The 25,089-nt window shown below is 29.3% G+C and carries 24 protein-coding genes, 2 rRNA genes and 1 other annotated feature; of the genes, 3 read left to right on the top strand and 23 right to left on the bottom strand.

Features of this window, described 5'->3' with window-relative positions:
• Positions 1-51: 51 nt before the first annotated feature.
• The 3 genes from glmU to purR form a co-directional block, all read right to left on the bottom strand.
• A complete protein-coding gene (gene glmU, locus IR152_RS12190; protein WP_227452236.1) occupies positions 52-1,431 on the bottom strand; it encodes a bifunctional UDP-N-acetylglucosamine diphosphorylase/glucosamine-1-phosphate N-acetyltransferase GlmU in 1,380 nt (459 codons plus the stop codon).
• 212 nt (positions 1,432-1,643) lie between these two features.
• Positions 1,644-1,922 carry a septation regulator SpoVG gene (gene spoVG, locus IR152_RS12185; protein WP_003421453.1) on the bottom strand — a complete coding sequence of 93 codons (279 nt, stop codon included), beginning with the start codon at positions 1,920-1,922 and terminating at the stop codon, positions 1,644-1,646.
• A gap of 154 nt (positions 1,923-2,076) precedes the next feature.
• The gene (gene purR / locus IR152_RS12180; RefSeq protein WP_227452235.1) at positions 2,077-2,955 is read right to left on the bottom strand and encodes a pur operon repressor; all 879 of its coding nucleotides are present in this window, start codon (positions 2,953-2,955) and stop codon (positions 2,077-2,079) included.
• Positions 2,956-3,173: 218 nt separating this feature from the next.
• Between purR and murC the strand changes: the two genes are divergently transcribed.
• A complete protein-coding gene (gene murC / locus IR152_RS12175) occupies positions 3,174-4,526 on the top strand; it encodes a UDP-N-acetylmuramate--L-alanine ligase (protein WP_227452234.1) in 1,353 nt (450 codons plus the stop codon).
• Positions 4,527-4,673: 147 nt separating this feature from the next.
• Here murC and IR152_RS12170 read toward each other — a convergent pair whose 3' ends face one another.
• The 10 genes from IR152_RS12170 to IR152_RS12125 form a co-directional block, all read right to left on the bottom strand.
• A complete protein-coding gene (locus IR152_RS12170; protein ID WP_227452233.1) occupies positions 4,674-5,471 on the bottom strand; it encodes a hypothetical protein in 798 nt (265 codons plus the stop codon).
• A 69-nt stretch (positions 5,472-5,540) separates the two neighbouring features.
• Positions 5,541-6,437 carry a cation diffusion facilitator family transporter gene (locus IR152_RS12165; protein WP_227452232.1) on the bottom strand — a complete coding sequence of 299 codons (897 nt, stop codon included), beginning with the start codon at positions 6,435-6,437 and terminating at the stop codon, positions 5,541-5,543.
• A 183-nt stretch (positions 6,438-6,620) separates the two neighbouring features.
• A complete protein-coding gene (locus IR152_RS12160; RefSeq protein WP_227452231.1) occupies positions 6,621-7,736 on the bottom strand; it encodes a M20/M25/M40 family metallo-hydrolase in 1,116 nt (371 codons plus the stop codon).
• Between the two features lie 141 nt (positions 7,737-7,877).
• On the bottom strand, positions 7,878-9,134 hold the full coding sequence (locus IR152_RS12155; RefSeq protein ID WP_227452230.1) for a hypothetical protein: 1,257 nt from the start codon (positions 9,132-9,134) through the stop codon (positions 7,878-7,880).
• Between the two features lie 65 nt (positions 9,135-9,199).
• Positions 9,200-10,069 (bottom strand): 16S rRNA (adenine(1518)-N(6)/adenine(1519)-N(6))-dimethyltransferase RsmA, encoded by an 870-nt coding sequence (gene rsmA / locus IR152_RS12150; protein WP_227452229.1) that lies wholly within the window; start codon positions 10,067-10,069, stop codon positions 9,200-9,202.
• A gap of 202 nt (positions 10,070-10,271) precedes the next feature.
• Entirely contained in the window at positions 10,272-10,802 is a 531-nt protein-coding gene (gene rnmV / locus IR152_RS12145; RefSeq protein ID WP_227452228.1) for a ribonuclease M5, read from the bottom strand.
• 494 nt (positions 10,803-11,296) lie between these two features.
• On the bottom strand, positions 11,297-12,067 hold the full coding sequence (locus tag IR152_RS12140) for a TatD family hydrolase (RefSeq protein WP_227452227.1): 771 nt from the start codon (positions 12,065-12,067) through the stop codon (positions 11,297-11,299).
• 29 nt (positions 12,068-12,096) lie between these two features.
• Positions 12,097-14,034, bottom strand: coding sequence for a methionine--tRNA ligase (metG, locus tag IR152_RS12135; RefSeq protein WP_227452226.1), 1,938 nt, complete (start codon positions 14,032-14,034; stop codon positions 12,097-12,099).
• Positions 14,035-14,106: 72 nt separating this feature from the next.
• Positions 14,107-14,354, bottom strand: a binding site (T-box leader).
• Between the two features lie 65 nt (positions 14,355-14,419).
• On the bottom strand, positions 14,420-14,941 hold the full coding sequence (locus IR152_RS12130; RefSeq protein WP_003421489.1) for a spore maturation protein: 522 nt from the start codon (positions 14,939-14,941) through the stop codon (positions 14,420-14,422).
• A 15-nt stretch (positions 14,942-14,956) separates the two neighbouring features.
• Complete coding sequence (locus tag IR152_RS12125; RefSeq protein ID WP_227452225.1) at positions 14,957-15,541, bottom strand: nucleoside recognition domain-containing protein; 585 nt, start codon at positions 15,539-15,541, stop codon at positions 14,957-14,959.
• A gap of 131 nt (positions 15,542-15,672) precedes the next feature.
• Between IR152_RS12125 and IR152_RS12120 the strand changes: the two genes are divergently transcribed.
• Together IR152_RS12120 and IR152_RS12115 are read left to right on the top strand one after the other, a co-directional pair.
• On the top strand, positions 15,673-17,103 hold the full coding sequence (locus IR152_RS12120; protein ID WP_227452224.1) for a nicotinate phosphoribosyltransferase: 1,431 nt from the start codon (positions 15,673-15,675) through the stop codon (positions 17,101-17,103).
• A 36-nt stretch (positions 17,104-17,139) separates the two neighbouring features.
• Complete coding sequence (locus tag IR152_RS12115) at positions 17,140-17,568, top strand: Lrp/AsnC family transcriptional regulator (protein WP_003421494.1); 429 nt, start codon at positions 17,140-17,142, stop codon at positions 17,566-17,568.
• Positions 17,569-17,754: 186 nt separating this feature from the next.
• Here IR152_RS12115 and IR152_RS12110 read toward each other — a convergent pair whose 3' ends face one another.
• The 10 genes from IR152_RS12110 to IR152_RS12065 all read right to left on the bottom strand — a co-directional run.
• Positions 17,755-18,459 carry an HD domain-containing protein gene (locus tag IR152_RS12110; protein ID WP_227452223.1) on the bottom strand — a complete coding sequence of 235 codons (705 nt, stop codon included), beginning with the start codon at positions 18,457-18,459 and terminating at the stop codon, positions 17,755-17,757.
• Between the two features lie 22 nt (positions 18,460-18,481).
• The gene (rsmI, locus tag IR152_RS12105) at positions 18,482-19,315 is read right to left on the bottom strand and encodes a 16S rRNA (cytidine(1402)-2'-O)-methyltransferase (RefSeq protein WP_227452222.1); all 834 of its coding nucleotides are present in this window, start codon (positions 19,313-19,315) and stop codon (positions 18,482-18,484) included.
• Entirely contained in the window at positions 19,316-20,062 is a 747-nt protein-coding gene (locus IR152_RS12100; RefSeq protein WP_227452221.1) for a tRNA1(Val) (adenine(37)-N6)-methyltransferase, read from the bottom strand. It abuts the gene before it with no gap.
• A 78-nt stretch (positions 20,063-20,140) separates the two neighbouring features.
• Positions 20,141-21,034, bottom strand: a complete 894-nt coding sequence (locus tag IR152_RS12095) for a stage 0 sporulation family protein (RefSeq protein ID WP_227452220.1) — start codon at positions 21,032-21,034, stop codon at positions 20,141-20,143.
• The gene (locus tag IR152_RS12090; protein ID WP_227452219.1) at positions 21,031-21,966 is read right to left on the bottom strand and encodes an ATP-binding protein; all 936 of its coding nucleotides are present in this window, start codon (positions 21,964-21,966) and stop codon (positions 21,031-21,033) included. Before IR152_RS12090 ends, IR152_RS12095 begins: the two co-directional genes overlap by 4 nt.
• 2 nt (positions 21,967-21,968) lie before the next feature.
• Entirely contained in the window at positions 21,969-22,658 is a 690-nt protein-coding gene (locus tag IR152_RS12085; protein ID WP_227452218.1) for a dTMP kinase, read from the bottom strand.
• A gap of 138 nt (positions 22,659-22,796) precedes the next feature.
• Positions 22,797-24,206 (bottom strand): aminotransferase class I/II-fold pyridoxal phosphate-dependent enzyme, encoded by a 1,410-nt coding sequence (locus IR152_RS12080; RefSeq protein ID WP_227452217.1) that lies wholly within the window; start codon positions 24,204-24,206, stop codon positions 22,797-22,799.
• A 155-nt stretch (positions 24,207-24,361) separates the two neighbouring features.
• Positions 24,362-24,553, bottom strand: coding sequence for a DUF378 domain-containing protein (locus IR152_RS12075; protein WP_227452216.1), 192 nt, complete (start codon positions 24,551-24,553; stop codon positions 24,362-24,364).
• Positions 24,554-24,673: 120 nt separating this feature from the next.
• Positions 24,674-24,790 (bottom strand): 5S ribosomal RNA (rrf, locus tag IR152_RS12070).
• Positions 24,791-24,916: 126 nt separating this feature from the next.
• Positions 24,917-25,089 (bottom strand): 23S ribosomal RNA (locus tag IR152_RS12065); the annotation flags it as partial.

Below are 25,089 nucleotides of genomic sequence, written 5' to 3'. Positions count from 1 at the left end.
TTTATAATAATTTCGAGCTAAATTTTTTAGCCAAAATAATAAACTAAATAATTACTTGCTTTGGTCGTCTTTTTGATTCTTCTTTTCTACCCAGCCTTCTTTAATAACTTGCCTTTCTCTAGCTATTGCCAAAGCTCCATCTGGAACATCATGCGTTATTGTTGAACCAGTTGCTATATATCCTTTTTCTTCTACAACTACTGGTGCAACTAAATTAGAATTTGAACCTATAAATGCATTATCTTTTACTATTGATTTAAATTTATTTTTACCATCATAGTTTACAAATACTACTCCACATCCGATATTTACACTTTTACCAACATGTGCATCTCCTATATAAGAAAGATGAGATGCTTTTGAACCATCTTCTATAATAGCATTTTTTACTTCTACAAAATCACCTATTTTTACATTGTTTCCTAAGTTACTCTTTGGTCTTAAGTATGCATATGGTCCAACAGTAGAATTTTCTCCAACTTTACTATCAATTATAGTTGAGTTTTTTACTTCTGTACCATCACCTATTTCTGAATTTGTTATAGATGAATTCATTCCAATTATACAATCTGAACCTATCTTTGTTTTTCCTTGTAACATAACACCTGGATATATTATAGTATCATTACCTATCAGAACATCAGATTCTATATAGGTAGAGTTAGTGTCTATTATAGTCACTCCATTTACCATATGATATTCATTTATTCTTCTTCTCATAATTTCTTCTGCCTTTGATAATTCTACTCTTGAATTAACACCCATAAGTTCTTCAATAGTTGAACCTGCAAATGCACCCACTTTTAATCCCTTATCTCTCATTATTTTAGCAGTATCAGTTAAATAATATTCGCCTTGTGAATTGTTATTATTTAACAAATCTAAGGCTTCTCTAAGGCTCTTTCCATTGAAACAATAAATTCCAGAGTTTATCTCACTTATCATTTTTTCTTCTGAATTTGCATCTTTTTGTTCCACTATTTTAAGAAGGTCACCCTTCTTATCTCTTATTATTCTACCATAACCTGTTGGATTTCCAACTCTTGTGGTAAGAACTGTGGCATGATATTTATTTTCTATATGATATTCAAATAGTTTCTTCAGTGTTTCTTCTTTTATAAGTGGAGTATCTCCACAAAGTACAACTATTATATCTTCATCCTTAATATACTCTTTAGCCATTTTTACAGCATGTCCTGTTCCAAGCTGTTCTGTTTGCATAGCTATTATAGTTTCTTCTGCAAGTTTTTCCTTTACTACATCAGCTTCATGCCCCAAAATCACAACAGTATCTTTCACACCTGATTTTTTTGAAACATCTATAATATGATTCACCATTTCTTTTCCACATACTTTATGAATAACTTTTGGGTATTTAGACTTCATTCTCGTTCCTTTGCCAGCAGCAAGGATTATAGCTTTAAAGTTCATTGATACACTCCATTCAATCTAATTTAATTTTATTCGTAAGATTTTCTCAATCAATATACATTATAATACATTTATTTAATAATTTGTATACAACATATACATTATCACTAATAATATAGCACTTTTTTAGTAAAAAGTACATATTTTAATGGAAATTCTACATTTAAAAAGAGCCTAAATGTTCGGGCTCTCTCTATTTTATATATTTATTATTATTCAGCAGCTACTTCCCATTGAACTAATGCTTCATGATACGCTTGTAAAACTGCATCTTCTAAAACTTGTCTCATTTCTGCATTTATAGGATGAGCTATGTCCCTGAAATTCCCTTCGCCTACTTTTCTGCTAGGCATTGCTATAAATAGCCCATTATGGCCTTCTATAACTTTTATATCATGTACTACAAACAAATTATCGAAAGTTATTGAAACTATACATTTCATCTTACCTTCTTCTGTTAATTTTCTTACTCTTACGTCAGTTATCTTCATACCAAAATATCCCCCTTTGATTTTGACAGAAATTAATTTATATTAAAATTATTATCGCTGGAATAAATTAATATAAACTGTTTTTTAAATAATTCTATGGACAACTAGGGATATCCTCTTTTTATTTTTACATATTTTTCTAAATATTTTTTTATTAATCTTCATCTATCTCAAATTCAAATTCTGAATCTTCTTTTTCATCTAAATCTTCATTTCTATATTCATCCTTAAAAGTCTTCAAATTTGGCTCTACTACTATTTCATCTCCATTAACATCCAGCTGAATCAGTGAAATATAATCCTTTACCATCTTTTCAGAAGGATTCGTTGTAGATATGAATACTCCAGTACCTATAACCTCTGCACCAAACTCATTCATAAGGTCAACCATTCCTTTTATAGTACCTCCTCCCCTCATGAAATCATCTATAATTATAACTTTACTGTCTGGTTTAAGAGCTTTTCTTGGCAAACTCATACTCTCAACCTTAGAGCTGTTTCCACTCACATATGTCATGCTAAGGGTAGGACCTTCTGACACTTTTATATCTTTTCTTATTATAACTAGAGGTAAGTTCATGGCTTTTGCAGTCATAAGTGCCATAGGTATACCTTTTGTTTCCATTGTCACAACATAATCTGCATCTACATACTCAATATTTGATGCAAATATCTTTCCTATCTTAGCAGCTATTGTAGGGTCATAAATTAAGTCAATCAAGTATAAAAAACCACCAGATAATATTCTAGACTTGTCACATATTTTCTCACATAATTCCATCAAGAACTCTGCATTTTCTGCTATAGAAGTTTTAGGTATATATTTTACTCCTCCTGCTGCTCCTGAGATGGTTATAACTTTACCTAAATGTAGCTTTTCAAATACGTTCTTTACAACTAATAAATCTTCACTTATTGTTGACTTTGCTGCATTAAACTGATTTGTAAAATAACTTAATGTATATATTTTATTTGGATTATCAGACAGTATTTTGACTATTGCTCCAATTCTCTCTGTTCTTTTAAATTTCATTATTATTTCCTCCTACAAGTACCTTTATATAACGTTAAACTAACTAATGCATAACAATTCTTATTGTGGTATAATATTACTTATGTTTTATTATATTCAAAAATAAAATACATATAATATTATATGCATATTAATTATAAAATATTGAACATTATATTATTATACCACATAAATAGTTCATATTGTAGGACTTAATTAAAAAGAAAGGTGGTTTTATTATGAATATACACTTTATAGGAATTGGCGGTATCAGCATGAGTGCATTAGCTGAAATATGTATCAATAAAGGTTATCAAGTCTCAGGTTCGGATTCAAACGAATCATACCTATTAGACAAACTTAGAGACCAAGGGGCAACTATCTATATTGGTCAGAAAAAAGAGAACATATCAGATAATGTAAATATGGTTGTTTATACGGCAGCAGTTCATCCAGACAATGAAGAACTTATAGCTGCTAAAGAAAAAAATAAATTAGTAATGAACAGAGCTACTTTTTTAGGTCAAATCATGAGGGAATATAAGAATTCTATAGCAGTTTCTGGAACACATGGAAAGACTTCTACAACATCTATGTTGTCTACAATCTTTGAATATGCAGACTTAGACCCTACTATACTAGTCGGTGGTAACTTAAGTATGATAGGTGGTAATGTTAAGATAGGTAATTCTAACCACTTTATAACTGAAGCATGTGAATATGTAGATAGTTTCCTTAATTTTAACCCAAAAATATCTATAGTTTTAAATGTTGAGGAAGACCATCTTGATTATTTCTCTGGAATAGATGAAATCAAGGCTTCTTTTAACAAATTTGGTAAGCTGTTGCCTCCAGAAGGCTATTTCATAATAAATGGTGATGACGAAAATGTTGATGACATATTGTATGATGTTAAAGCTACTATTATAAAATACGGCAGGGATTCTGATAATGATGCTGTAATAAAAGATATTCACTTTGACAATAGTGGTCATGGAATATTTAAAATAGAATATCAAGGAAGAGATTTAGGAGAATTTGAGCTTTCTGTATATGGTCTTCATAACATATATAATGCTTCTTCTGCTATAATGACAGCTCTTGTTTCTGGTATTGACTTAGAGACTATAAGAAAAAATATAAAAATCTATAAAGGTGTAGGAAGAAGATTTGAAACTAAGGGGTATTATAAGAATGCTTTAGTGGTAGACGATTATGCACATCATCCAACTGAGCTAAAAGCTACTTTGGCTGCTGCTAAAAAATTAAAAAAATCCACTTTATGGTGTGTCTTCCAACCACATACTTACACTAGAACAAAATCTCTTTTAGGTGAATTCTCAGAAGCATTCTATGCTGCTGATAAAGTTATCATAACAGACATATATGCAGCTAGAGAAAAAGACCCTGGAGATATACATTCTAAAAACTTGGTTGAAAAATTATACCAAAACAACGTAGATGCTATCTATATAAAAGAATTTGAAGATATAGTAAAATATTTACGTGAAAATGTTAATGACAATGATTTAGTAATAACTGCTGGTGCTGGTCCAATTTATAAAGTTGCAGACTTGTTAGTCGAAAAATAATATATAAAAAATAATTTAGATGGTGTCTCAAAATGAACTTTTTAGTTCATGAGGCACTCTTTTTTGTATGAAATCAAATATACTTTCATCATTTAAGCAATGAAAAAGAGGCTTATCTCTATTTTGAGACAGCCACTTCTCAAAGTCCTATTTCTTTCCAATTTCAAATATCTCATTTTTAAGGTAATCAAACAAACTTGTATGAACCTCATAGTAAGACACAGTTTTCTTAGAAGTAACTTTCACATAATCTTTTCCCATTGTATCAACTTTTACAGCAAAATTATCACCTTTTATGTTTATAGTAAAGTTATAGTCACTTCTTTCCTTATTTTTCTCAGGTTGAACTTTTCCTACAACCCTTTTTGAAATCATCTTATGTGCTAAATCATCAAACTTCCACCTATGAACTTTTTTAGTTTCTTTTCCATAAGTTATAGTTACCTCTTTCCAATCTTTATAGTGACTTAAAAGGTCAAATGAAGTATATATACTCTCATCTAAAAGGTTCTTAAAAACATTCTTAGAATCAACTGGAACTTTATAATATTCTTCTTTATTTACAGTATATACTCTAAAGAAGTTAAGATCAGTAGAAAATTTAACTCCATCATCAGAATAGCCTTCATAAACTGCTTCATAAGAAGAAGTAGTATTTCTTACTTTCTTGAAATCTGAGAAAAATAGCTTTATTTCATCCCACATATCTTCTTCAATTTTTATGTTTTCTATATTTTTATCTGATATATAAACCTTCTTCTTCTCTTTTATTTGAGTCATTAGAGACCTATTATCTTCTTCTTCTTTTTCTACCTTCTTTGGAACTTCACTTTTATCCTTTTCCAGATTTATTCCTATTCTAAAGGATATAAAGTATATTATAAAGAAAACAACTACTCCTATTAATATTGCAGCTTTTTTCTTTAATTTTCTTTTCTTGCTCATTTAACCACCCCTAGAGTTTATAATCATAAAACAATTATATAACTTTTTACACTTTTTTTTAAGGTCTAATTAATTATTACACTTATTTCCTTGGCAATTAGTACATGGTTCAACGTGAACTGTTATACCTTTTACAAATTCCATATGTTTTATTATATGTTTTTCAAGCTTGGTAGCAATGTCATGACCTTGCTTAACTGTCAAATTTTCATCTACACATATAGTTAAATCTACATATGCCATAGCTCCATGTTTTCTAGTCTTTATATCACCCAGGTTCTTAACACCTTCTGTATCTGCTACAATAAAGTTTAATTCTTTTATCTCCTCTTCATCAACCGAAACATCCATCAATTCATTAACAGAACTTATAAGTATATTAATTCCTACTTTAGCCACAAATATAGCCACTACAACTGATGCAATTGGGTCTAAAGGCTTAAATCCTAAAATAGAACCACCTATCCCTATAAAAGCAGCTACTGAAGATAAAGCATCCGACCTATGATGCCAAGCATCAGCTTTTAGGGCCGGTGAATTTATCTTTTTAGCAACTTTTATTGTTATTCTATATTGATACTCTTTTATCAGGATTGAAATAACTGATACTACTAATGGTAATATTGATGGAACACTTAATGCATCTAAATTAAATAAAGATTTAATTGCCTCTATACCTATTGTTATAGAAACGAAGATAAGTAATATTGATAACACGAATGATACTAATGTCTCTGCTTTCTCATGACCATAATTATGTTCTCTATCTCCTGGTCTAGAAGATACATAGTTGCCTATTAATACTCCTATAGAACTTATAATATCTGATGCTGAATGCAACCCGTCTGCAACCATAGCACTAGAATTACCAATAACACCAGCTATAACCTTAATTATTGTTAATACTACATTCCAAAGTATCGATTGTATTGTTATTTTATTTGCTTCTTCATACCTTGTCTCCATTTTTATTCCTCCTTTTGAAACAACTCTAAATACTATTAAAAATGTACCTCTGAACATAAATTAAATCTACTCTTATATGCAAATGTGTACCCTTTACTTTCAATAGAGATTATCAATCTTCTATAAAATGAAAAATCACCTAGCTTAAGCTAGGCGATATATATTATACACTATTATTTAAGTTTATGCTTCTTTTATTATCTCCACTACCATTTTAGCAGAATTATATAAATCTTTTATAGCTATATGTTCACTTAATGTATGAGCATTTTTCATACCTATTCCTAAAGTTATAGCTTCGATACCATTCTTACTTAATATATTTGTATCACTACCTCCTCCTGTAGATTCAGTATGACCTTTTATATCTAAGTTTGAAAAAGCTTTCTTTGCAAGTTTTATTATTTCAGAATCTTCACTAACATCTATTGGTGTGTACGCTCTATTGACATCTATCTCAATTTTAGCTCCAAAATCTTTTGCAGCTTTTTTAAAAGTCTCTACCATGTGTTTAGTTTGAACATCTAATTTATTTTCTTTTAAACTTCTGGCTTCTGCAACTATATTAACTTCACCTGTTACTATATTTGTGGCTGTTCCACCGTTTATAATTCCTATGTTAGCAGTTGTTTCTTCATCTATTCTAAGTAAATTCATATTTTCTATTGCTCTGGCTGCTACCATTATAGCACTTATACCAGCTTCAGGCTCAAGACCTGCATGAGCAGTCTTTCCTAATATCTTAACATTTATTACATCTTGTGCAGGAGCTTTTACTATTATCTCTCCTGGAGAACCACCACTATCTAATACAAAAGCATATTCAGAATCTATTTTTCCATAGTCTAAATTTTTAGCTCCAACTAATCCACATTCCTCACATATAGAGAATACAACCTGTATATCAGTATGTTCTATGTTATTTTCCTTTATATATCTTAAACCTTCTAATATAGCTGCTATACCTGCTTTATCATCAGAACCTAATATTGTAGTACCATCACTTTTTATTATTTCATTTGCTTCATCCACTATAGGTTTTACTCCAATACCTGGAGTCACTGTATCCATATGTGAACTAAATAATATTTTCTTTCCTTCTTTATTTCCTTTTAGTGTAGCTATTATATTGCCAGTTTCTCCATTTGTTTTTTCACCAGCATTGTCTACTACTACTGAACAACCTATTTCTTCTAATTTTTTAACTAATACTTTAGCAACATTCCCCTCTTTTAAAGATAAACTGTCTATCTGTACTAATTCAAGGAACTCGTTTAAAATCCTTTGCTCGTTTATCATAACCTTCCTCCATAATATAATAGGTATTTTAAAATATATTGTAGTGTAATATTTAAATATTATCAATAGTTTTTAAAGTTTTGTATTACTTTAATTAATTTTTTTAAGCAAAATGAAAGCTAAAACTAAATTCTTGCATTTTTATCTAACTATATTTCTTTGTCTGGAATCTATAAAACATAGCCAATACCCTAAGCTATTTGTTCTATTGTCACAAGCTTGGTATCTTAAAAATCCTGTGCTTCCATTATCTGGCTGTTCATTTCTATTTCCCGGAATAGCATAAATATAATGTTTTCTCTTATTATATTCATCATACTGAACTCCAAATAAGTAGTGTCTATATTTATATGAATGCAACACTGCATCACTATACATAGTATAATTCAACACATTTAAATAGCCTAAATAAGGCATTGTATATCCACACAATGTTGTAGGATTTATCTCTATTTTCCACCATCTTGTTTTATCTATATAATCTGTTACAAACGGTTTTACTTCTTTAAATAATTTCAAACCTTTCTTTATTTGTCTTGGCATAAGTAATGTGCTAGCTTGTTTATTTCCACTGTCTCCTTGACTTATTCCATTGACTCTTTTTATTTTTTCAATATTATTTTGCTCTTTTTGAGTTTTTTTTGATTTAGTAAGTTTTGAAGAAACAAATCTGTCTTCTTCTCTGTTTACTTCAAAAACTTCTTCTTCATCTTCTTCATCATATTCTATATCTATATATTCTTCCTGTGCTTTAACCTTATTATAATTTTCTATTTCTTTATAATTATTGAATTCTTCTATTTCCTCATCTCTAGAATCTTCTATTTCCGTTCTTGCTTTTAACTCTCCCTCATCAACGTCTTCTTCATCTTCCCAATAATCTTCATACTCATCTTCATCATATTCTTCTATAATGTATTCTTCTTCATCGTCATTCCCTTCTTCTCTATCACTCTCTTCCTCAGCGTTTAACTCTTCATCTTCTTCCAATTCTTCATACTCTTCTTCATCTTCTATCTCTTGGAATAATATGTCCTCATAATTTTCAATCTTGTTTCCTTTAAATCCAATTAAAGGTATATTTCTTTCATACAATAATGCAATACCTTTTATCTCATCATCGTAATCTTCTAAATCTAAAACAAACTCACCTCTTCCTTGTTCATTTAAAATTATATTTCCTAGGTCTATTAATCCATGGTCACCTTTTATTGCTACTGCTTTATACCCATCTTTAACATATTTTAGATTTTCTACATATAATGCAATAATTGCTTTTTCATCATTTACTTCAACTTTTGCAAAAGCTTTTGGCAGTACTCGTTCTTTGTATCTAAAGTTTATGTCCTTAGCTTCTAGTATTATATAGTCTCTTTTAAACTTTCTTTTAGAACCCACTGCAATCCCCCCTTAACACAGTTTCTCTAAACAATATATGTTAATAAAATAAAAAAAAGTACCTTCTATTTAGAAGATACTTTTGTATTTATTATATTTGAAAGAACTGAAAACTCCTCTATACTAAGAGTTTCACCCCTTCTTTTTTCGTCTATATTAGCTTTTTTTAATATTTCTCTTATTTCATCTTTATTAAGAAAACCAAGCCCTCCCAACGAATTAAGAAGTATCTTTCTTCTTTGTCCAAAAGATGCTTTTACTGTTTTAAAAAATATTTCTTCATTATGAACGTCATATTTTTTTTCAGCTCTTACATGTAGACCTATAACTGTTGAATCTACATTTGGTTGCGGTATAAACATATGTCTTGGAGCCTTTGCTACAATCTCTGTCTCACAATAGTATTGAACAGCTATAGATAATGCTCCATAATCTTTAGTACTTGAATTAGCATTCATTCTATCTGCAACTTCTTTTTGAACCATGACCACTATATCTGTTACAGGTATATCTTCCTCTAAAAATTTCATAACTATTGGAGTAGTTATATAATATGGAAGGTTTGCCACAAGCTTAACTGGTCCACCATTTAATTTGTTTTTTACTAACTCTTGTATATCTACTTTTAATATGTCTTGATTTACAACCTCTATATTATCTAAATCTGACAAGGTGTCTTTCAATATAGGAATTAAATTCCTATCGATTTCTATAGCTACTACTTTTTCTGCTATTTTACCCATCTCACGAGTAAGAGTACCTATACCAGGTCCTACTTCTATTATATTATCTCCTTCTGTGATTCTAGCTCCAGCTAAGATTTTATCAATTATATTACTATCTATCAAAAAATTTTGACCTAAAGACTTTGAAAATTTAAAATTATATTTTTGTACTACTTCTTTTGTTACATTATGTGAAGATAGTCTATCCATTATTTACTCCTTTTTAACTTATTTTGATATTTAATTTTATTAATTATAATTATTGGTAGTATAGCCATCTACTATAACCAAAAGTTTTAGCAAAATACTCTTCCTACAGTGATGAAGAAGAATTTCGCCTTATAGATTAAAATTAGCCTGTAATTCCACAATTTATTTTATATACATATTTTTCATATATTAAATATTACATTTATATTTGTTTTAATGCATCTATAAATTCTTCTCTTTCAACTCCATAATTATTCAATCTATTTAAAAATTGTTTTGCATTTCCATATCCGATTCCAAGTATTTTACCAAGTGCATCTCTTCTAAATGATGCTTCTTCATTACCTATAAGACCATTTTTAATTAAGTCAACTTGCTTAAATTCATCTCTTTTTTCTGTATTTTCAGTTCTAACTTTATTTAAAGCTGCTATTATACTTTGAGGAGTAGCATTTTCAATGCCTATATCTCCATCCTTTTTAGCTTCTTCTCTTGGCAGAAATGCATGTTTACATCCTGGAACTTCTGATGCTATTTTTTTTCTTATTTTTTCACCTGCAAAATCTGGGTCTGTAAATATTATAACACCACGTCTTTCATTGGCAGCTTTTATACGCTCCATTACACCTTTTGGAAATCCAAATCCACCTGTAGTTATAAGTTCTGCATCTATTGCTCTCTTAACTGCTGTAACATCATCTCTTCCTTCTACTACTATTATTTCTTTTATCATATAAATTCACCTTTTATTCATTTTTAGTTTTTCTTTACATCTCTTTATTTTAAGGTTTTTATTTGATTTAATCAAGGTACTAAGCTATTTATTTTTATATATAAATACGAGTTTTAGATATGTTTAATGAAGAAGTTTTATTATTCAGTATCTCAGATAGACCTAACTTTAAATCAATAAGTGATGCTTTAAATGAAGCCATCAATATTACAAAAGATTGTCCTTACAAAAGAACTTTTCACTCAGACCAAGGTTGAGCATATCAAATGAATAAGTATAGCAAAACGCTTAAGAAAAATAAAATTGGCTTAACCCTGTTAAATATAGATTTGAATATGAATCTAAAGTTACATAAAGTAAAAAAACAGGAATGAAAATTCCATTCCTGTATAAAGTCCAACTTTTAGGTCTCAGTACAATCTCTATTTTGAGACAGCCCCTCATCCTATACTTATAATGACTTATTTTATATGTCATTATAAATTTTAATTTGTCTATTTTATATTAAAAAATTTCTTTGCATTTTCTTTTGTAGCTCTACATACTTCTTCATAAGATATTCCTTTTTCATGAGCTATCTTATCAGCAACAAAAGATACTTGATAAGGATTATTTCTCTTTCCTCTATGTGGCTCTGGTGACATATACGGTGAATCAGTCTCTATGAATAATCTTTCTAGAGGTATTTCTCTTACTACTTCTCTAGTTTTTTTATTATTCTTAAAAGTAACTGTCCCTGGAATTGATATATAACAACCCATCTTAACATATTCTCTAGCTAACTCCACATTTCCACTATAACAATGAAGTACACATCCTATTTCAGGGCTTTTAGTGCTTTTTATTATCTCAAAAGTATCTCCATGTGCATCTCTATCATGTATTATTATTGGAAGTTTTAATTCATTAGCTAATTCAATTTGCTTCTTAAACCACTCTTTTTGTTCTTCTCTTGGAGAATAATCATAATAATAATCTAATCCAATCTCTCCAATAGCCACAACTTTTTCATTTTCAGTTGCAAGTTTTCTTAGCGTCTCTATCGCTGTATCATCTAGTTTTGATACATCATGTGGATGTACTCCAACTGCTGAATATATAAAGTCGTATTTTTTCGCAAGTTCAATTGCTGTTATCGAAGTTTCTATATCTGCTCCTGGATTTACAACCAAATCTACACCTTTATCTTTTAATGAACCAATAAGTTCATCTCTATCTTCATCAAAACTTTCATCATTTAAATGTGCATGTGAGTCAAATAACATCTTTAATCTCCTTACTATTTAATTGCCTACTAACGAACCTCGCATCCATCTTTAGCACCTTGTGTAAATGGTAAAACATATGGGTCTCCATCATCACCTGCTGCTAATATCATACCTTGAGATTCTACCCCTCTTAATTTAACTGGTTTTAAGTTACATACCACTGTAACCTCTTTACCTACCAAGTCTTCTGGCTTATAGTATTCAGCTATTCCTGATACTATTTGTCTTGTTTCTGGTCCAATCTTAACTTGTGATACTAATAATTTATTTGCTTTTGGATGCTTTTCACAGCTTATTATTTTCCCTACTCTAAGCTCTATTTTGTCTAAATCATCAATGGTAATTTCCTCTTTATGCTCTAAAGGTTTTTCCTCTACTGAAGGTTTCCCAGAGAACATTTTAGTTAATTCTTCTATCTCTTTTTCTATATCTAATCTTGGGAATAAAGGTTCACCTTTAAATACTTTTACATTTTCTCCAATAAGACCAAATATTTTTGTACTTTCCCATGTAGTTATATCATCTTGACCTTTTATTCCTATATGTTCATATACTTTATTAGCAGTTTCATTCATTATAGGATTTATTAGTGTTGCGATTATTCTTATAGATTCACATAAATTATATAAAACTGTGTCTAATTCATCTTTCTTACTTTCATCTTTAGCTAATGCCCAAGGCATAGTTTCATCTATATATTTGTTAGTTCTTCTAACTAGTTTCCATACACTCTCTAATGCTTCGTGGAATTGCATCTTATCCATTTCGGCTTCAAAGTTTTCTCTAGTCGATACAGCTTGCTCTTTTAAATCAGCATCAAAATCAGTTGAAACTTTTGCTGTTGGTATTATACCGTTATTGTACTTTTCAACCATAGCTACAGTTCTGCTTATTAAGTTTCCTAAATCATTTGCTAGGTCATAATTTATTCTTGTTACAAAATTTCTATGAGTATAACTTCCATCTTGCCCAAATGCAAACTCTCTTAATAAGAAGTACTTAAGTGTGTCTATTCCATATCTTTCTATTATAGGTTCTGGATAAACCACATTACCTTTTGACTTACTCATTTTGTCATCAGCAAACAATATCCATCCATGTCCAAATACTTGTTTTGGAACTTCTAAACCTAAAGCCATTAAAAGTGCTGGCCATATTATTGTATGGAATCTCACTATTTCTTTACCTACTATTTGAACATTGGCAGGCCAATATTTTTTGAATTCTTCGTCATTATCAGTCATATATCCTAATGCTGTTATGTAGTTACATAAAGCATCTACCCATACATAAATTACATGTTTTTCATCAAAAGGAACTTTTATACCCCAATCAAAAGTTGTTCTGGTTACACTTAAATCTTCTAATCCTTTATCTAAAAAGTTTGCTACCATTTCATTTTTTCTAGTAGCAGGAAAACAGAAACTATCATCCTTGAATAATTCTTTTAATCTATCTTCATATTTAGATAATCTAAAGAAATAAGATTCTTCTTTTACTAAATATGTTTCTCTTCCACAGTCAGGGCATTTATTTCCTTCTAGTAATTGAGATTCTGTCCAGAAACTTTCACAAGGAGTACAGTATCTACCTTCATATTCACCTTTATATATGTCACCTTGCTCATATAATTTAGTAAATATCTTTTGTATTATATCTGTATGTCTTTTTTCTGTAGTTCTTATAAAATCATCGTAAGATATATCCATAGTATTCCATAAAGCCTTTATACCTCTTATCATTCCATCAAGATACTCTATCTCTGACATTCCTTGCTCCATGGCTTTCTTTTGAATTTTTTCACCATGCTCATCTGTTCCTGTTAAGAACTTTACATCGTATCCACAGAAACGCTTGAATCTAGCTATTGTATCTGCAGCTACTGTTGAATAAGTATGTCCTATGTGTAATCCTCCACTTGGATAGTATATTGGTGTTGTTACATAAAAACTCGGTTTACTCATATTATTTACCTCCTAATTTTTTATCGTTCGTAATCTCATTTAAATAATAAAAAATCGCCTCCTATGAGTTAACATAGGGGCGAGATTATTCACGGTACCACCCTAATTCATCTATAATGGCTATGTTTCACATGAAATGTAGAAATCACTTTATAGATACCTTAGTAGACTATAACGTGTCCAACCGTTTTATCCTAGCACACTTGCTCAGATAAAAAGCTCCAAGACCATCTTCAATAAAGCTCTTGACGCTAGCTTTCACCTAACCTAGCTCTCTGATAGAAAAAACCTTTATTTACTCTTCTTTTCATAGCTTATAATTTGTATTACTATTTGTTTCTATATAATCACTATATTATAAAATTTTCCCCATATTGTCAACAAATTATACAAATATTACATAGCAAATAAAAACAGCTGCTATGACACCTGCAACATGGCTAATCATAGCACATGATAATGTATGTCTAGTATTTTTTATCTTCAGACTTCCATAGTATATTGCCATTGTATAAAAAATAGTCTCAGAAGAACCTACAATTGTAGCACCCATTTTTTCTACCAAACTTCCTATTCCAACCCTATTTGCAAGTTCACTATACATCCCTAAAGCACCACTTCCAGATAAAGGTTTTACACTTATTAGACCTATTAATTCTTTTGGTATACTCATCATATTTGCTATTGGTGTAAATAGCCATTCTAACATATCAAGACCTTTACCAGTTTTGAATATTCCTATTGCTAAAAATATACCTATTATATATGGTAGAATATCCCATGCTGCTTTTAGTCCATCAATTGCCCCTTTTACAAAACTATCATACACATCTATTTTTTTATATTTACCATAAACTACTATGTACAAAATTATTATTGGTATAAGTAAGTTTGAAAATATCTCCATGTATCTACATCCCCTTTATCTATATCTTCTTTGAAAAAATTTACATGTTATTATTGCTATTGCTGTAGATATTATGGTTGCAAATAAAGTGGTAAAAATTATTTCACTTGGATTTTGAGCTCCCATATCCATCCTTAATTTGATTATAGTAAATGGAATTATTTGTATAGATGATATATTGATTACCATAAACATAATCATATCATTAGTAGCTGTATCTTTCTTGTTATTCAAAGTTTGAAGCTCGCTCATTGCTTTTAAACCAAATGCTGTTGCACCATTTCCAGCGCCCAACATATTTAAAGCAATATTCATAACTATATAAGACATTGCTTTATGACCTTTTGGGATAGAAGGAAATAATCTTCTCATTATAGGATTTAGTTTTTGACCTATCTTTTCAATTAAACCTGACTCTTTTGCGATATTCATTATCCCCATCCAGAGTGCCATAATACCAGCTAGACTTATTGCAAATTCTATACCTTTTGATGTTTCACTTAATATAACTTTATTTAATTCACCCATATTTTTAGAAAATAAACTTCCTATTATCCCTATTGATACCATATAAAACCATATTTTTCCTATTATAATCATCCTCCTCTTTAAATAATTTTATGATAGTTAGGTAATACTTTATACTTGAAAGTTGTACTATATTATGTTTTAGTATAAGTGTGGGAGTTTTTACAATTTTTAATATTTAATAATAATTAAGGAGAGAAATAATGAGAAATCTAACACTTCTTACTGATTTATATCAGCTTACTATGTTAAATGGCTATTTTGAAAAAAATATTCACGAAGACATTGTTGTATTCGATATGTTTTTTAGAAAAAACGCTTGTGATGGAGGGTATACTATAGTTTGTGGTATTGATCAGGTTGTTGAATACATAGATAATCTTCATTTTTTAGATGAAGATTTAGAGTACTTAAAAAACTTAAATTTATTTTCTGACAAGTTCTTAAAGTTTTTAAAAGAATTTAAATTCACAGGAGATATATATGCTGTTGAAGAAGGAACTATCATGTTCCCCAATGAGCCATTAATTACTGTTAAGGCACCTTTATATCAAGCTCAACTCATTGAAACTGCATTGTTGACAATAGTCAATTTTCAGTCCCTTATTGCTACTAAAGCATCTAGAGTTTGCTTCGCAGCTCAAGGAGACTCTGTATTTGAATTTGGATTACGTCGTGCACAAGGTCCAGATGCAGGTATATATGGAGCTAGGGCTGCTGTAGTTGGTGGTTGTGCTGGAACTGCAAATGTACTAGCTGGGAAAATGTTTGATATACCTATAATTGGTACACATGCTCACAGTTGGGTACAAAAATTTGATAATGAACTTGAAGCATTCCAAGCATATGCTGATGTTTATCCAGACAAATGCTTGCTACTTGTAGATACTTATGATGTATTAAATAGTGGAGTTCCTAATGCAATAAAAGTATTCAAAAATATTTCTGAAAAAGGACACAAACCTATGGGTATAAGACTAGACTCTGGAGATTTAGCTTATTTATCTAAGGAAGCTAAAAAACAATTAGATAGTGCTGGTTTTTCAGATATTAGTATCACTGCATCTAATGACCTAGATGAATATACTATAGCATCACTTAAGGCAGAGGGAGCTACTATAAATTCATGGGGAGTAGGTACAAAGCTCATTACATCTTTCGATTCACCTTCTCTTGGAGGCGTTTATAAATTAGCTGCATCTTGTGAAAATGGAACTCTTGAACCTAAGATAAAGATTTCTGAGAATCCAGAAAAAATAAATAATCCGGGTTACAAGAAAGTTATAAGAATATATAACGAAGACAATAAAGCAGAGGCAGATTTAATTATGTTACATGATGAAGTTATAGATGAATCTAAACCTTTAGAAATCTTCCATCCTACTTATACATGGAAAACAAAGACATTTACAAATTATAAGGTTAAAGAGCTTCTTAAACCATTGTATATAAAAGGACTATGCAAATATAATAAAAAACCTGTTCTTGAAATAAAAAATCATGTACAATATGAATTAAGTACTATCTGGGAACAATACAAAAGACTTTCAAAACCACACATTTATAAGGTTGATTTATCTAGAAATCTTTGGTATTTAAAAACACGAATGATAGATTCTAAAAAAGTTTTATAGCATTAATTATTTTTATTTAAGGGGGACTGTTTATTTATGGATGTTACAGATTACAGAATCATAGAGATTTTACAGGATGATGGGAGAATTTCTATGAAGGACTTAGGAAAAATAGTTGGTTTAACTTCTCCTGCAGTTTCAGAAAGAGTCAAAAGATTAGAAGAGTCTGGTGTTATAGAAGGTTATAAAGCTATTGTTAACCCAGATTCATTAGGTAGAGTTATAAAAGCATTTATTCATATTTCTCTTCCAAGTAATGGATATACAGAATTCATTGAGTCAGCTGCAAAGGACCCTAGAATTGTAGAGTGTCACCACATAACAGGTGATGATTGCTTACTTTTAAAAGTAATTGTAAAAGATATGTACGAACTAGAAAATGTGATTGATACTATAAAGAAAATAGGTTCTACTAAGACCTCTGTTATATTATCAACACCAATACAAGCAAAATCAATATTGTAATATAAATTAAATACTAATAGTTCATTAATTAATAGACCATTAAGTATACTTAATAAGATTTCAATTTTTGATATAAAAAAGTTGTCTTTCATAATTTTACAACAAAGACAACTTCTTTTATGTTTTTGAATTATATATATTTCAAACTTCAATTAATCATTTAAAACTCAATTATATCGACTAAATTTATACATGTGTATAATTACTCTTATACAAGTAATTTGTTAAAATATATTCCATGTATGTCTTTAATACACTAACTTCTCCACTTTTATCTAGTAATTTTACTGTAGATACTATATCTGCATATCCAAGCATTATTATACCTATGGTATCATCATTCACTAAATTAAATACATTAATTAATTCTTTTCTACTCAAATCATTTTTCTTGTACAAAGATAAAAGTATCATGTGATATCTTACATATTTACTTATAAGTCTATATGTTTCTGTTGATAACTCTAACTTTATACCCATATTGTCAACTATTTGAGCACCTATTTTTTCATGATTTGTAAAATGAACTCTTCCTGTTTCATCTAAAGTCATACTGTCAGGCTTACCCACATCATGTAAAAATATTCCTAACTTTAATACATGTAACTTATTTATTCCATCCTCAATATATGTGTTTAAATAATTTAACACATGTTCTCTTAAATGTATTGGAAAAAAATCCTTGTCATTTAATACTATTTCTAATTCTCTTAATGCATTTATAGAGTGTTCAAAACAATTTACTACATGATATTTACATTCACCTACAGACTTCATACAGCTTATTTTAGGGATTATTTTTTCTAATTCATGCTTTTCATCTAATTCTATAAATGTTTTATGTGTATCTTCCCTCTTTAAACTCTCTATTATAACTTTTCCTATTTCCATAAAATCACCTCAGATTCAGGTTTTATAAATCTAGAACTTGTTTATAAACCACATCTTTTTTTAACTTTCTATCTTTACAAACTATTTTTATTGCATCTTTTTTGTTCATACCACTTTCAATTAGTTTTAAAACATATTCCCTATCTGTAAGCCCATCATAATCCTCTTTCTTTGACTTTTCACCATGAAAACCTTCTACGATTAATACAAACTCTCCTCTTACTTCTTTTTCCTCAAATATTTTTATAACAGATTCTATATCTTCCCTTATTATCTCTTGATATTTTTTTGTAAGTTCTCGATTTATAGAAATCTTCCTATTCCCAAGAATTTTAAGCATATCTTTTAGTGTATCCTTCAATCTATGTGGTGATTCATAGAAAATTATAGTTCTGCTTTCTTCCTTTAGTTCCTCTAATTGTACTTTCCTAACTTTTTTATCTCTATCTAAAAAGCCCTCAAAAACAAATTTATGTGTATCCATACCAGAACCAACTAAAGCTGTTACAAAAGCTGTTGCACCTGGTAATACTTCTATCTCTATATTGTTTTGTATAGCTTGTTTTATTATACCTTCTCCTGGGTCAGATATACCAGGCATACCTGCATCACTTATCAAAGCTATATTTTCACCATCAATTAGTTTATTTATTAAATAATCTCCCTTTGAGCCTTTATTATGTTCATGATAACTAGTCAATGGCTTTGAAATTTCAAAATGATTTAAAAGTTTTATACTATGTCTTGTATCTTCTGCTGCAATCAAGTCTACTTCTTTTAATACTCTTAAAGTTCTATATGTTATATCTTCTAGGTTTCCTATTGGTGTTGGACATATGTACAATTTCCCACTCATCTACAACTCTCCTATATCTTCATTATTATATATTGCTTTTAATTCTTTTGTATAATTCCCATCTTCTCCATAAACATACAATGGGTCTAATATCTTAAGCTCTGGTCTTCCATCTTTTACAAATTGAACTAAGACTAAATTGGGTGCTTTTTGAGGTTTTGGATGCACAAATTGAATAACTTTTGGCTCTAATTTATATTTTCTCCCTAAAGTTATTATATCAACCAGTCTTGTTGGTCTATGTATCATGAAAAATTTCCCTCTAGACATAACCAATCTAGATGCAGCTCTAATTACATCCTCCAAATTACATTTTACTTCATGTCTTGATATTGCTTTTTTATCATTTGGATTTTTTATTCCATCAATATGCATATATGGAGGATTTGATGTAACTACATGGTAACCATTTACGTCCAAAACTTTGTCTATGGATTTTATATCATCATTTATAATCTTAACTCTTTCTTCTAATCCATTTAATTTTACAGAACGAGTTGCCATTTCATATACATCTTCTTGTATTTCTACACCAATAATTTTTTTAGCTTCACTTTTCCCAGCCATCAAAATAGGTATAATGCCAGTTCCAGTACCCAAATCTACTACTTTAGCATCTTTTTTTATTTTAGTAAAATTGGCTAATAAAACTGCATCTATACCAAAACAAAACCCGTTAGTATCCTGTATAATTTTAAGATTTTTTAATTGTAAATCATCTATTCTTTCTGAATCTTTTAATTGCATATTATAAATTCTCCTCAAATATTAATAACTTCAATCATTAATTGCTTTAAAAAAGGTAGGAAAAGCCCTACCTTAAATTTAATCTTCTAATTTCTTTAACTCTCTTAGTGTGGCCTCATCTAGTCCATCATTATCCTTACATTTACCGCCACAGCCATCACATTTTTTAGGCTCTCTAAGTATTTTTATCTCTTCTCTTGTGTATATCTTTACTGTCTTGTCTTGGAATTCCACTTTAATTTGTTCTAATAAAGGATTTACTTCTACAACTTTTCCTTTTCCATCATCTGATTGCACTAATGCACCTACAACAGGCATTTTTTCTATTGCCTCACTATACACATCATGCTCATATTTTAAGCAACAGAATAATCTTCCACATATTCCAGATATTTTTGTTGGATTTAAAGATAAACTTTGGTCTTTTGCCATTTTTATTGAAACTGGCTGAAAATCACCTAGCCAAGATGAACAACAAAGTTTTCTACCACAAGGTCCTAGACCACCTATAGACTTAGCTTCATCCCTAACACCAATTTGTCTAAGTTCTATTCTAGTCTTAAATATAGCAGCCAAATCTTTGACCAATTCTCTAAAATCTATTCTTCCTTCTGCTGTAAAGTAAAAAATCAACTTATTCCTATCAAACGTATACTCACAATCTATTAAAAACATTGTTAACTCATGTTCTTTTATTTTTTGTTGGCATAACTCAAAAGTTTCTTTTGCCCTTTCCTTATTTTCTAGATATATTTTTTTATCTTCTTCTGTAGCTATTCTTATAATTGGCTTTAAAGGAGAAATTAATTCAATTTCATCCATTTCTTTTGGTCCAACAACTACCTTCCCATACTCCAAACCTCTTGCAGTTTCTACAACTACATCCATATCTTGCTCTATATTAAAATCAACAGGGTCAAAATAATATATTTTCCCAGCACTTTTAAACCTTATACCTACTATACTTATCATTTAATCACCTCGTATATATTTAAAGACATAACTTGTATGCTTATATTGAAATTGCAATTACTGTTTATTTTACTCTTTGCATCTTCTATTATATCAATAATCTTGGACAATTGAGAATAACTAATTTTTCCACTCATATTTTGAATAAAAACTAGCTTATCTATATTTATTAACATATTCTTGTTTACATTTTCTTTTAATAGGATAATATCTCTAAAATAGTTTATCATTATATCCAATAAACTTATAATCTGACTTCTGTATTTTTCCATATTATTTGGTATATTTAGAATCTCTACTATGTTTTTATCTAACATTATCTGAATATACTGTTGTATATCCTCTCTCATCACTGAAAACTCAGCAGACTGAGATAGATTTAACGCATTCTCAATACTTCCCCTTGAAAAAGTAGCCAACAATTGAGCCCTTTCTTCTTCTATACCTGTATTTATCAAATAACGTTTTAAGTCCTCCATTGGTATAGGTGAGAACTTTATTATATCACATCTAGATTTTATAGTTTCTAATAAAGATTCCTTGTTGTTTGTGACTAAGATTATTATAGCATAGTTTGGAGGTTCCTCCAGCGTCTTTAAAAGCGCATTTTGGGCTTCTACAGTCATTTTCTCAGCATTATTAATTATATATATTTTATATTCCTTATGAGGTCTTATTACTATATCTGATTGTAAATTTCTAATTTGGGCTATTTTTATGCTATTTCCATCTGGCTTTATGAGTACATAGTCTGGACTGTTTTCGAGATTTTCATAATCAAGCAATAGTCTTGATAACTCATCAGCAAATTTCTTCTTTCCTATTCCATCTATTCCCTCAAACATATACGCATTATTAAGTTTATTTTTCTTTATAGAATTTGTTAAATATCTCTTTGCAAAATCTTGCCCTATAATATTTTCAAAATACATATTTATCTCTCCATAGATTTTATTGAATCAAGAACTATTTTATAAATTTCATTATGTATACTTTCAATACTTCTTAATTTGTTATCTGAAACACAATTTATTTTTTTCCAATTATATTTATCTGCTATATATAAAGCATTATTGTAAGATTTTTCTAAATACCCTATGTCACTTTCATGAATATCTTTTTCGTCTTTCCCTGTAATCTTATTTTTTCTATTCTCCATAAGCTTTTCACTAAACTCAATAGGTACATCTAAAAATATAACACAATCAGGCTGTGGTATCTTAAATAAATTAAATTCATAATCAGTCAACCAATTTAAATACTCTTCTCTATCACAAATATCCATTTTAGAAGCCTGATGTACCATATTAGATGTTGTATATCTGTCTGCAATAATTATTCCACCTTCATTGTAAAACTCTTCCCAATCGGTTTTAAACGATGCATACCTATCAGCCGTGAAAAAAGTTGACGCTATATATGGGTCTACATCTGATGCATTTTTACCAAAGTCTCCTTTCAAATACATTTTCACCAATGCAGATGCTGGAGACTCATAATTTGGATATTCTACCTTCTTAATCATATAGCCTTCTTTTTTTAATCTTTCATATAATATTTTTGTCTGAGTCGCCTTTCCACTTGCATCTGAACCACTCTCTATAATTATTAGCTTACCTTTCATTTTCATTTCCTCCATACAAACACTTTTTTCTTTTTTAATACTTTTATTAGATAACGCTATATAAGCAGTCTATTTATTTATCTTTGCAATTTCAAACTATCTACTTTAGTATCATAATTTTTATTAGTATCATAATTTTTAAATGTATTCCAAATCTATTACTTGTATAAAATTTAAATCTACATCTTTCAATCCACTTATAACCATCCCTTTAGAGTGACAAAACGTTAGATAGTCTATTATTTCTTTACTTATTACTTCACCAGGGGATATTATACTTATTCCAGGTGGGTATGGTACTATACATTCACCACAAATTTTACCTATACTGTCATATATTTTAACACTTTTTTTAGCTTTATAAAATGCTTCTCTAGGTGTTAATATTTTCTTTGGAATAACAACAGGGTATTTTTTATTTTCTAACTTCGTAAATTTAAAATTTTCTTTTACAATATTGTTTAATGCTGTTTCTAAACTAGTGAAATCCTTAGTAGTATTTCCTATTGTACATATTAAAAGAACCCCATAATAATTAGATAATTCTACTTGTATGTTATATTTGTTTCTTAAAATATTTTCTAGTTTATAACCTGTTAAACCCATCTTTTTAGATGATATAAATAGTTTTGTTTTATCATTCGTATCGTATATATTAATATTTGCATTAATGTTATTTTTAAAAGTTCTAATATTATTTAAAAGTTCTTCCATTAATTCTTTTCCTTTGTTCTCATATATATCTACTGCTAATTCAAGAGAAGATAATAATAAGTATGAAGGGCTTGATGATTCTGTAATTCTTAACAGTTTTAAGATTTTATCTATATCAACCCGGTCTCCTTGTATATGTATCATTGACGATTGTGTAAACGATGGAAGAGTTTTATGTGTACTCTGTACAACTATATCTGCACCTTGCTCAAGAGCTGTTTTAGGAAGTTTTTCACTAAGACCTAAATGTGCACCATGAGCTTCATCTACTATTACCACCATCTTTTTACTATGTGCATAATTACATATATATTCTAAATCATATGTCATTCCATAATATGTAGGATAAGTAAGCAGTACTGCTTTTGCGTCCAAATTTTTATCTATTATATCAATTACATTACTTATAGAGATACCTTTTAAGACATTCGTATCTTCACTTATCTCACAAGGCACATACTCTATATCTATATCTCCCAAAATACATCCATTTATAACAGACTGATGACAATCTCTATTTACTATTATTTTACTCTTTGGACTGCATACTGACATTATTGCAGATTGTATTCCACAACTACTCCCATTTACTAGATAATATGTATAATCACTCTTAAATACTTTTGATGTTTTTTCTTGTGAATTTTTTATAATTCCTTCTGGAAAGTGTAAATTATCTGTTCCTAATATCTCTGTTGTATCCATTTTATACAAATTTTCTAGTATATCTTTATATCCTAATTTTTTATAAATTTGTCCTTTTTTGTGACCAGGCATATGAAAAGATATTACTTCTTCATTTACAATCTTACTTAATTCATTAATTATAAACATATATTAATAATACTCCTTTTTTACATAATACTTCTTTTTAAAAACTTCAATTCTTATCTATTTTACCATTAAAAAAGAAACAAATTAATCTTTTTATAAAATTAAATACCTCATTCTAAATATTTAGAATGAGGTATTTAACACAAGAATATAAATTATTCTCTATCATCAGACATTAAACTTGGTATTAAGTATAATCCAGCTAAACCTACAATGAAGTATATTATTCTACTTATCATTTCATATGTTCCACCAAAAATACTACCTATTAAGTCTATACCTAAAATACCAATTGCACCCCAGTTAAGTGCACCTATTATAGCTAAAATTAAAGCAACTTTTTTCATTTATATCACTCCTCAAGAATTAAATTTTTATAATAGTCCATAATTCCTGTGTTTAGTTTTCCCGAAATGAAAAAAGAAATACATCTTTTTTGTTTTTTTTGACAAAAAATAAAAAAAATTACGTGGCTACGTCCTACTCTCCCAGGCAGTTTCCCACCAAGTACCATCAGCGCTAGAGAGCTTAACTTCTGTGTTCGGAATGGGAACAGGTGTATCCTCTCTGCTATTGTAACCACATAATCTCTATGCTTAATATTTCTATTAAGTTTTAGTAAGTTTTTAGAATCTAGTAACACTAGTTTCTTTAGAGTTAACACTCTAAAAACTACATATATATATTAATTAATGAACATCAAATAAATATTGGTCAAGTCCTCGACCTATTAGTATCGATAAGCTAAATACATTACTGCACTTACACCTTCGACCTATCAACCAGATAGTCTTTCTGGGGTCTTACCCTTGCGGTGGGAAATCTTATCTTGAAGTTGGCTTCGCGCTTAGATGCTTTCAGCGCTTATCCATTCCGTACATAG

It is taken from the genome of Clostridioides sp. ES-S-0108-01, assembly GCF_020662285.1.
Classification (GTDB): domain Bacteria; phylum Bacillota; class Clostridia; order Peptostreptococcales; family Peptostreptococcaceae; genus Clostridioides.
This window is presented reverse-complemented; position numbering and strand designations above follow the sequence as displayed.

Coding starts and splice junctions, on each gene's coding strand:
- glmU (WP_227452236.1), bottom strand. CDS start 1,431: ATGAACTTTAAAGCTATAATCCTTGCTGCTGGCAAAGGAACGAGAATG.
- spoVG (WP_003421453.1), bottom strand. CDS start 1,922: ATGAAGATAACTGACGTAAGAGTAAGAAAATTAACAGAAGAAGGTAAG.
- purR (WP_227452235.1), bottom strand. CDS start 2,955: ATGAAATTTAAAAGAACAGAGAGAATTGGAGCAATAGTCAAAATACTG.
- murC (WP_227452234.1), top strand. CDS start 3,174: ATGAATATACACTTTATAGGAATTGGCGGTATCAGCATGAGTGCATTA.
- IR152_RS12170 (WP_227452233.1), bottom strand. CDS start 5,471: ATGAGCAAGAAAAGAAAATTAAAGAAAAAAGCTGCAATATTAATAGGA.
- IR152_RS12165 (WP_227452232.1), bottom strand. CDS start 6,437: ATGGAGACAAGGTATGAAGAAGCAAATAAAATAACAATACAATCGATA.
- IR152_RS12160 (WP_227452231.1), bottom strand. CDS start 7,736: ATGATAAACGAGCAAAGGATTTTAAACGAGTTCCTTGAATTAGTACAG.
- rsmA (WP_227452229.1), bottom strand. CDS start 10,069: ATGGATAGACTATCTTCACATAATGTAACAAAAGAAGTAGTACAAAAA.
- rnmV (WP_227452228.1), bottom strand. CDS start 10,802: ATGATAAAAGAAATAATAGTAGTAGAAGGAAGAGATGATGTTACAGCA.
- IR152_RS12140 (WP_227452227.1), bottom strand. CDS start 12,067: ATGTTATTTGACTCACATGCACATTTAAATGATGAAAGTTTTGATGAA.
- metG (WP_227452226.1), bottom strand. CDS start 14,034: ATGAGTAAACCGAGTTTTTATGTAACAACACCAATATACTATCCAAGT.
- IR152_RS12130 (WP_003421489.1), bottom strand. CDS start 14,941: ATGGAGATATTTTCAAACTTACTTATACCAATAATAATTTTGTACATA.
- IR152_RS12125 (WP_227452225.1), bottom strand. CDS start 15,541: ATGATTATAATAGGAAAAATATGGTTTTATATGGTATCAATAGGGATA.
- IR152_RS12120 (WP_227452224.1), top strand. CDS start 15,673: ATGAGAAATCTAACACTTCTTACTGATTTATATCAGCTTACTATGTTA.
- IR152_RS12115 (WP_003421494.1), top strand. CDS start 17,140: ATGGATGTTACAGATTACAGAATCATAGAGATTTTACAGGATGATGGG.
- IR152_RS12110 (WP_227452223.1), bottom strand. CDS start 18,459: ATGGAAATAGGAAAAGTTATAATAGAGAGTTTAAAGAGGGAAGATACA.
- rsmI (WP_227452222.1), bottom strand. CDS start 19,315: ATGAGTGGGAAATTGTACATATGTCCAACACCAATAGGAAACCTAGAA.
- IR152_RS12100 (WP_227452221.1), bottom strand. CDS start 20,062: ATGCAATTAAAAGATTCAGAAAGAATAGATGATTTACAATTAAAAAAT.
- IR152_RS12095 (WP_227452220.1), bottom strand. CDS start 21,034: ATGATAAGTATAGTAGGTATAAGGTTTAAAAGTGCTGGGAAAATATAT.
- IR152_RS12090 (WP_227452219.1), bottom strand. CDS start 21,966: ATGTATTTTGAAAATATTATAGGGCAAGATTTTGCAAAGAGATATTTA.
- IR152_RS12085 (WP_227452218.1), bottom strand. CDS start 22,658: ATGAAAGGTAAGCTAATAATTATAGAGAGTGGTTCAGATGCAAGTGGA.
- IR152_RS12080 (WP_227452217.1), bottom strand. CDS start 24,206: ATGTTTATAATTAATGAATTAAGTAAGATTGTAAATGAAGAAGTAATA.
- IR152_RS12075 (WP_227452216.1), bottom strand. CDS start 24,553: ATGAAAAAAGTTGCTTTAATTTTAGCTATAATAGGTGCACTTAACTGG.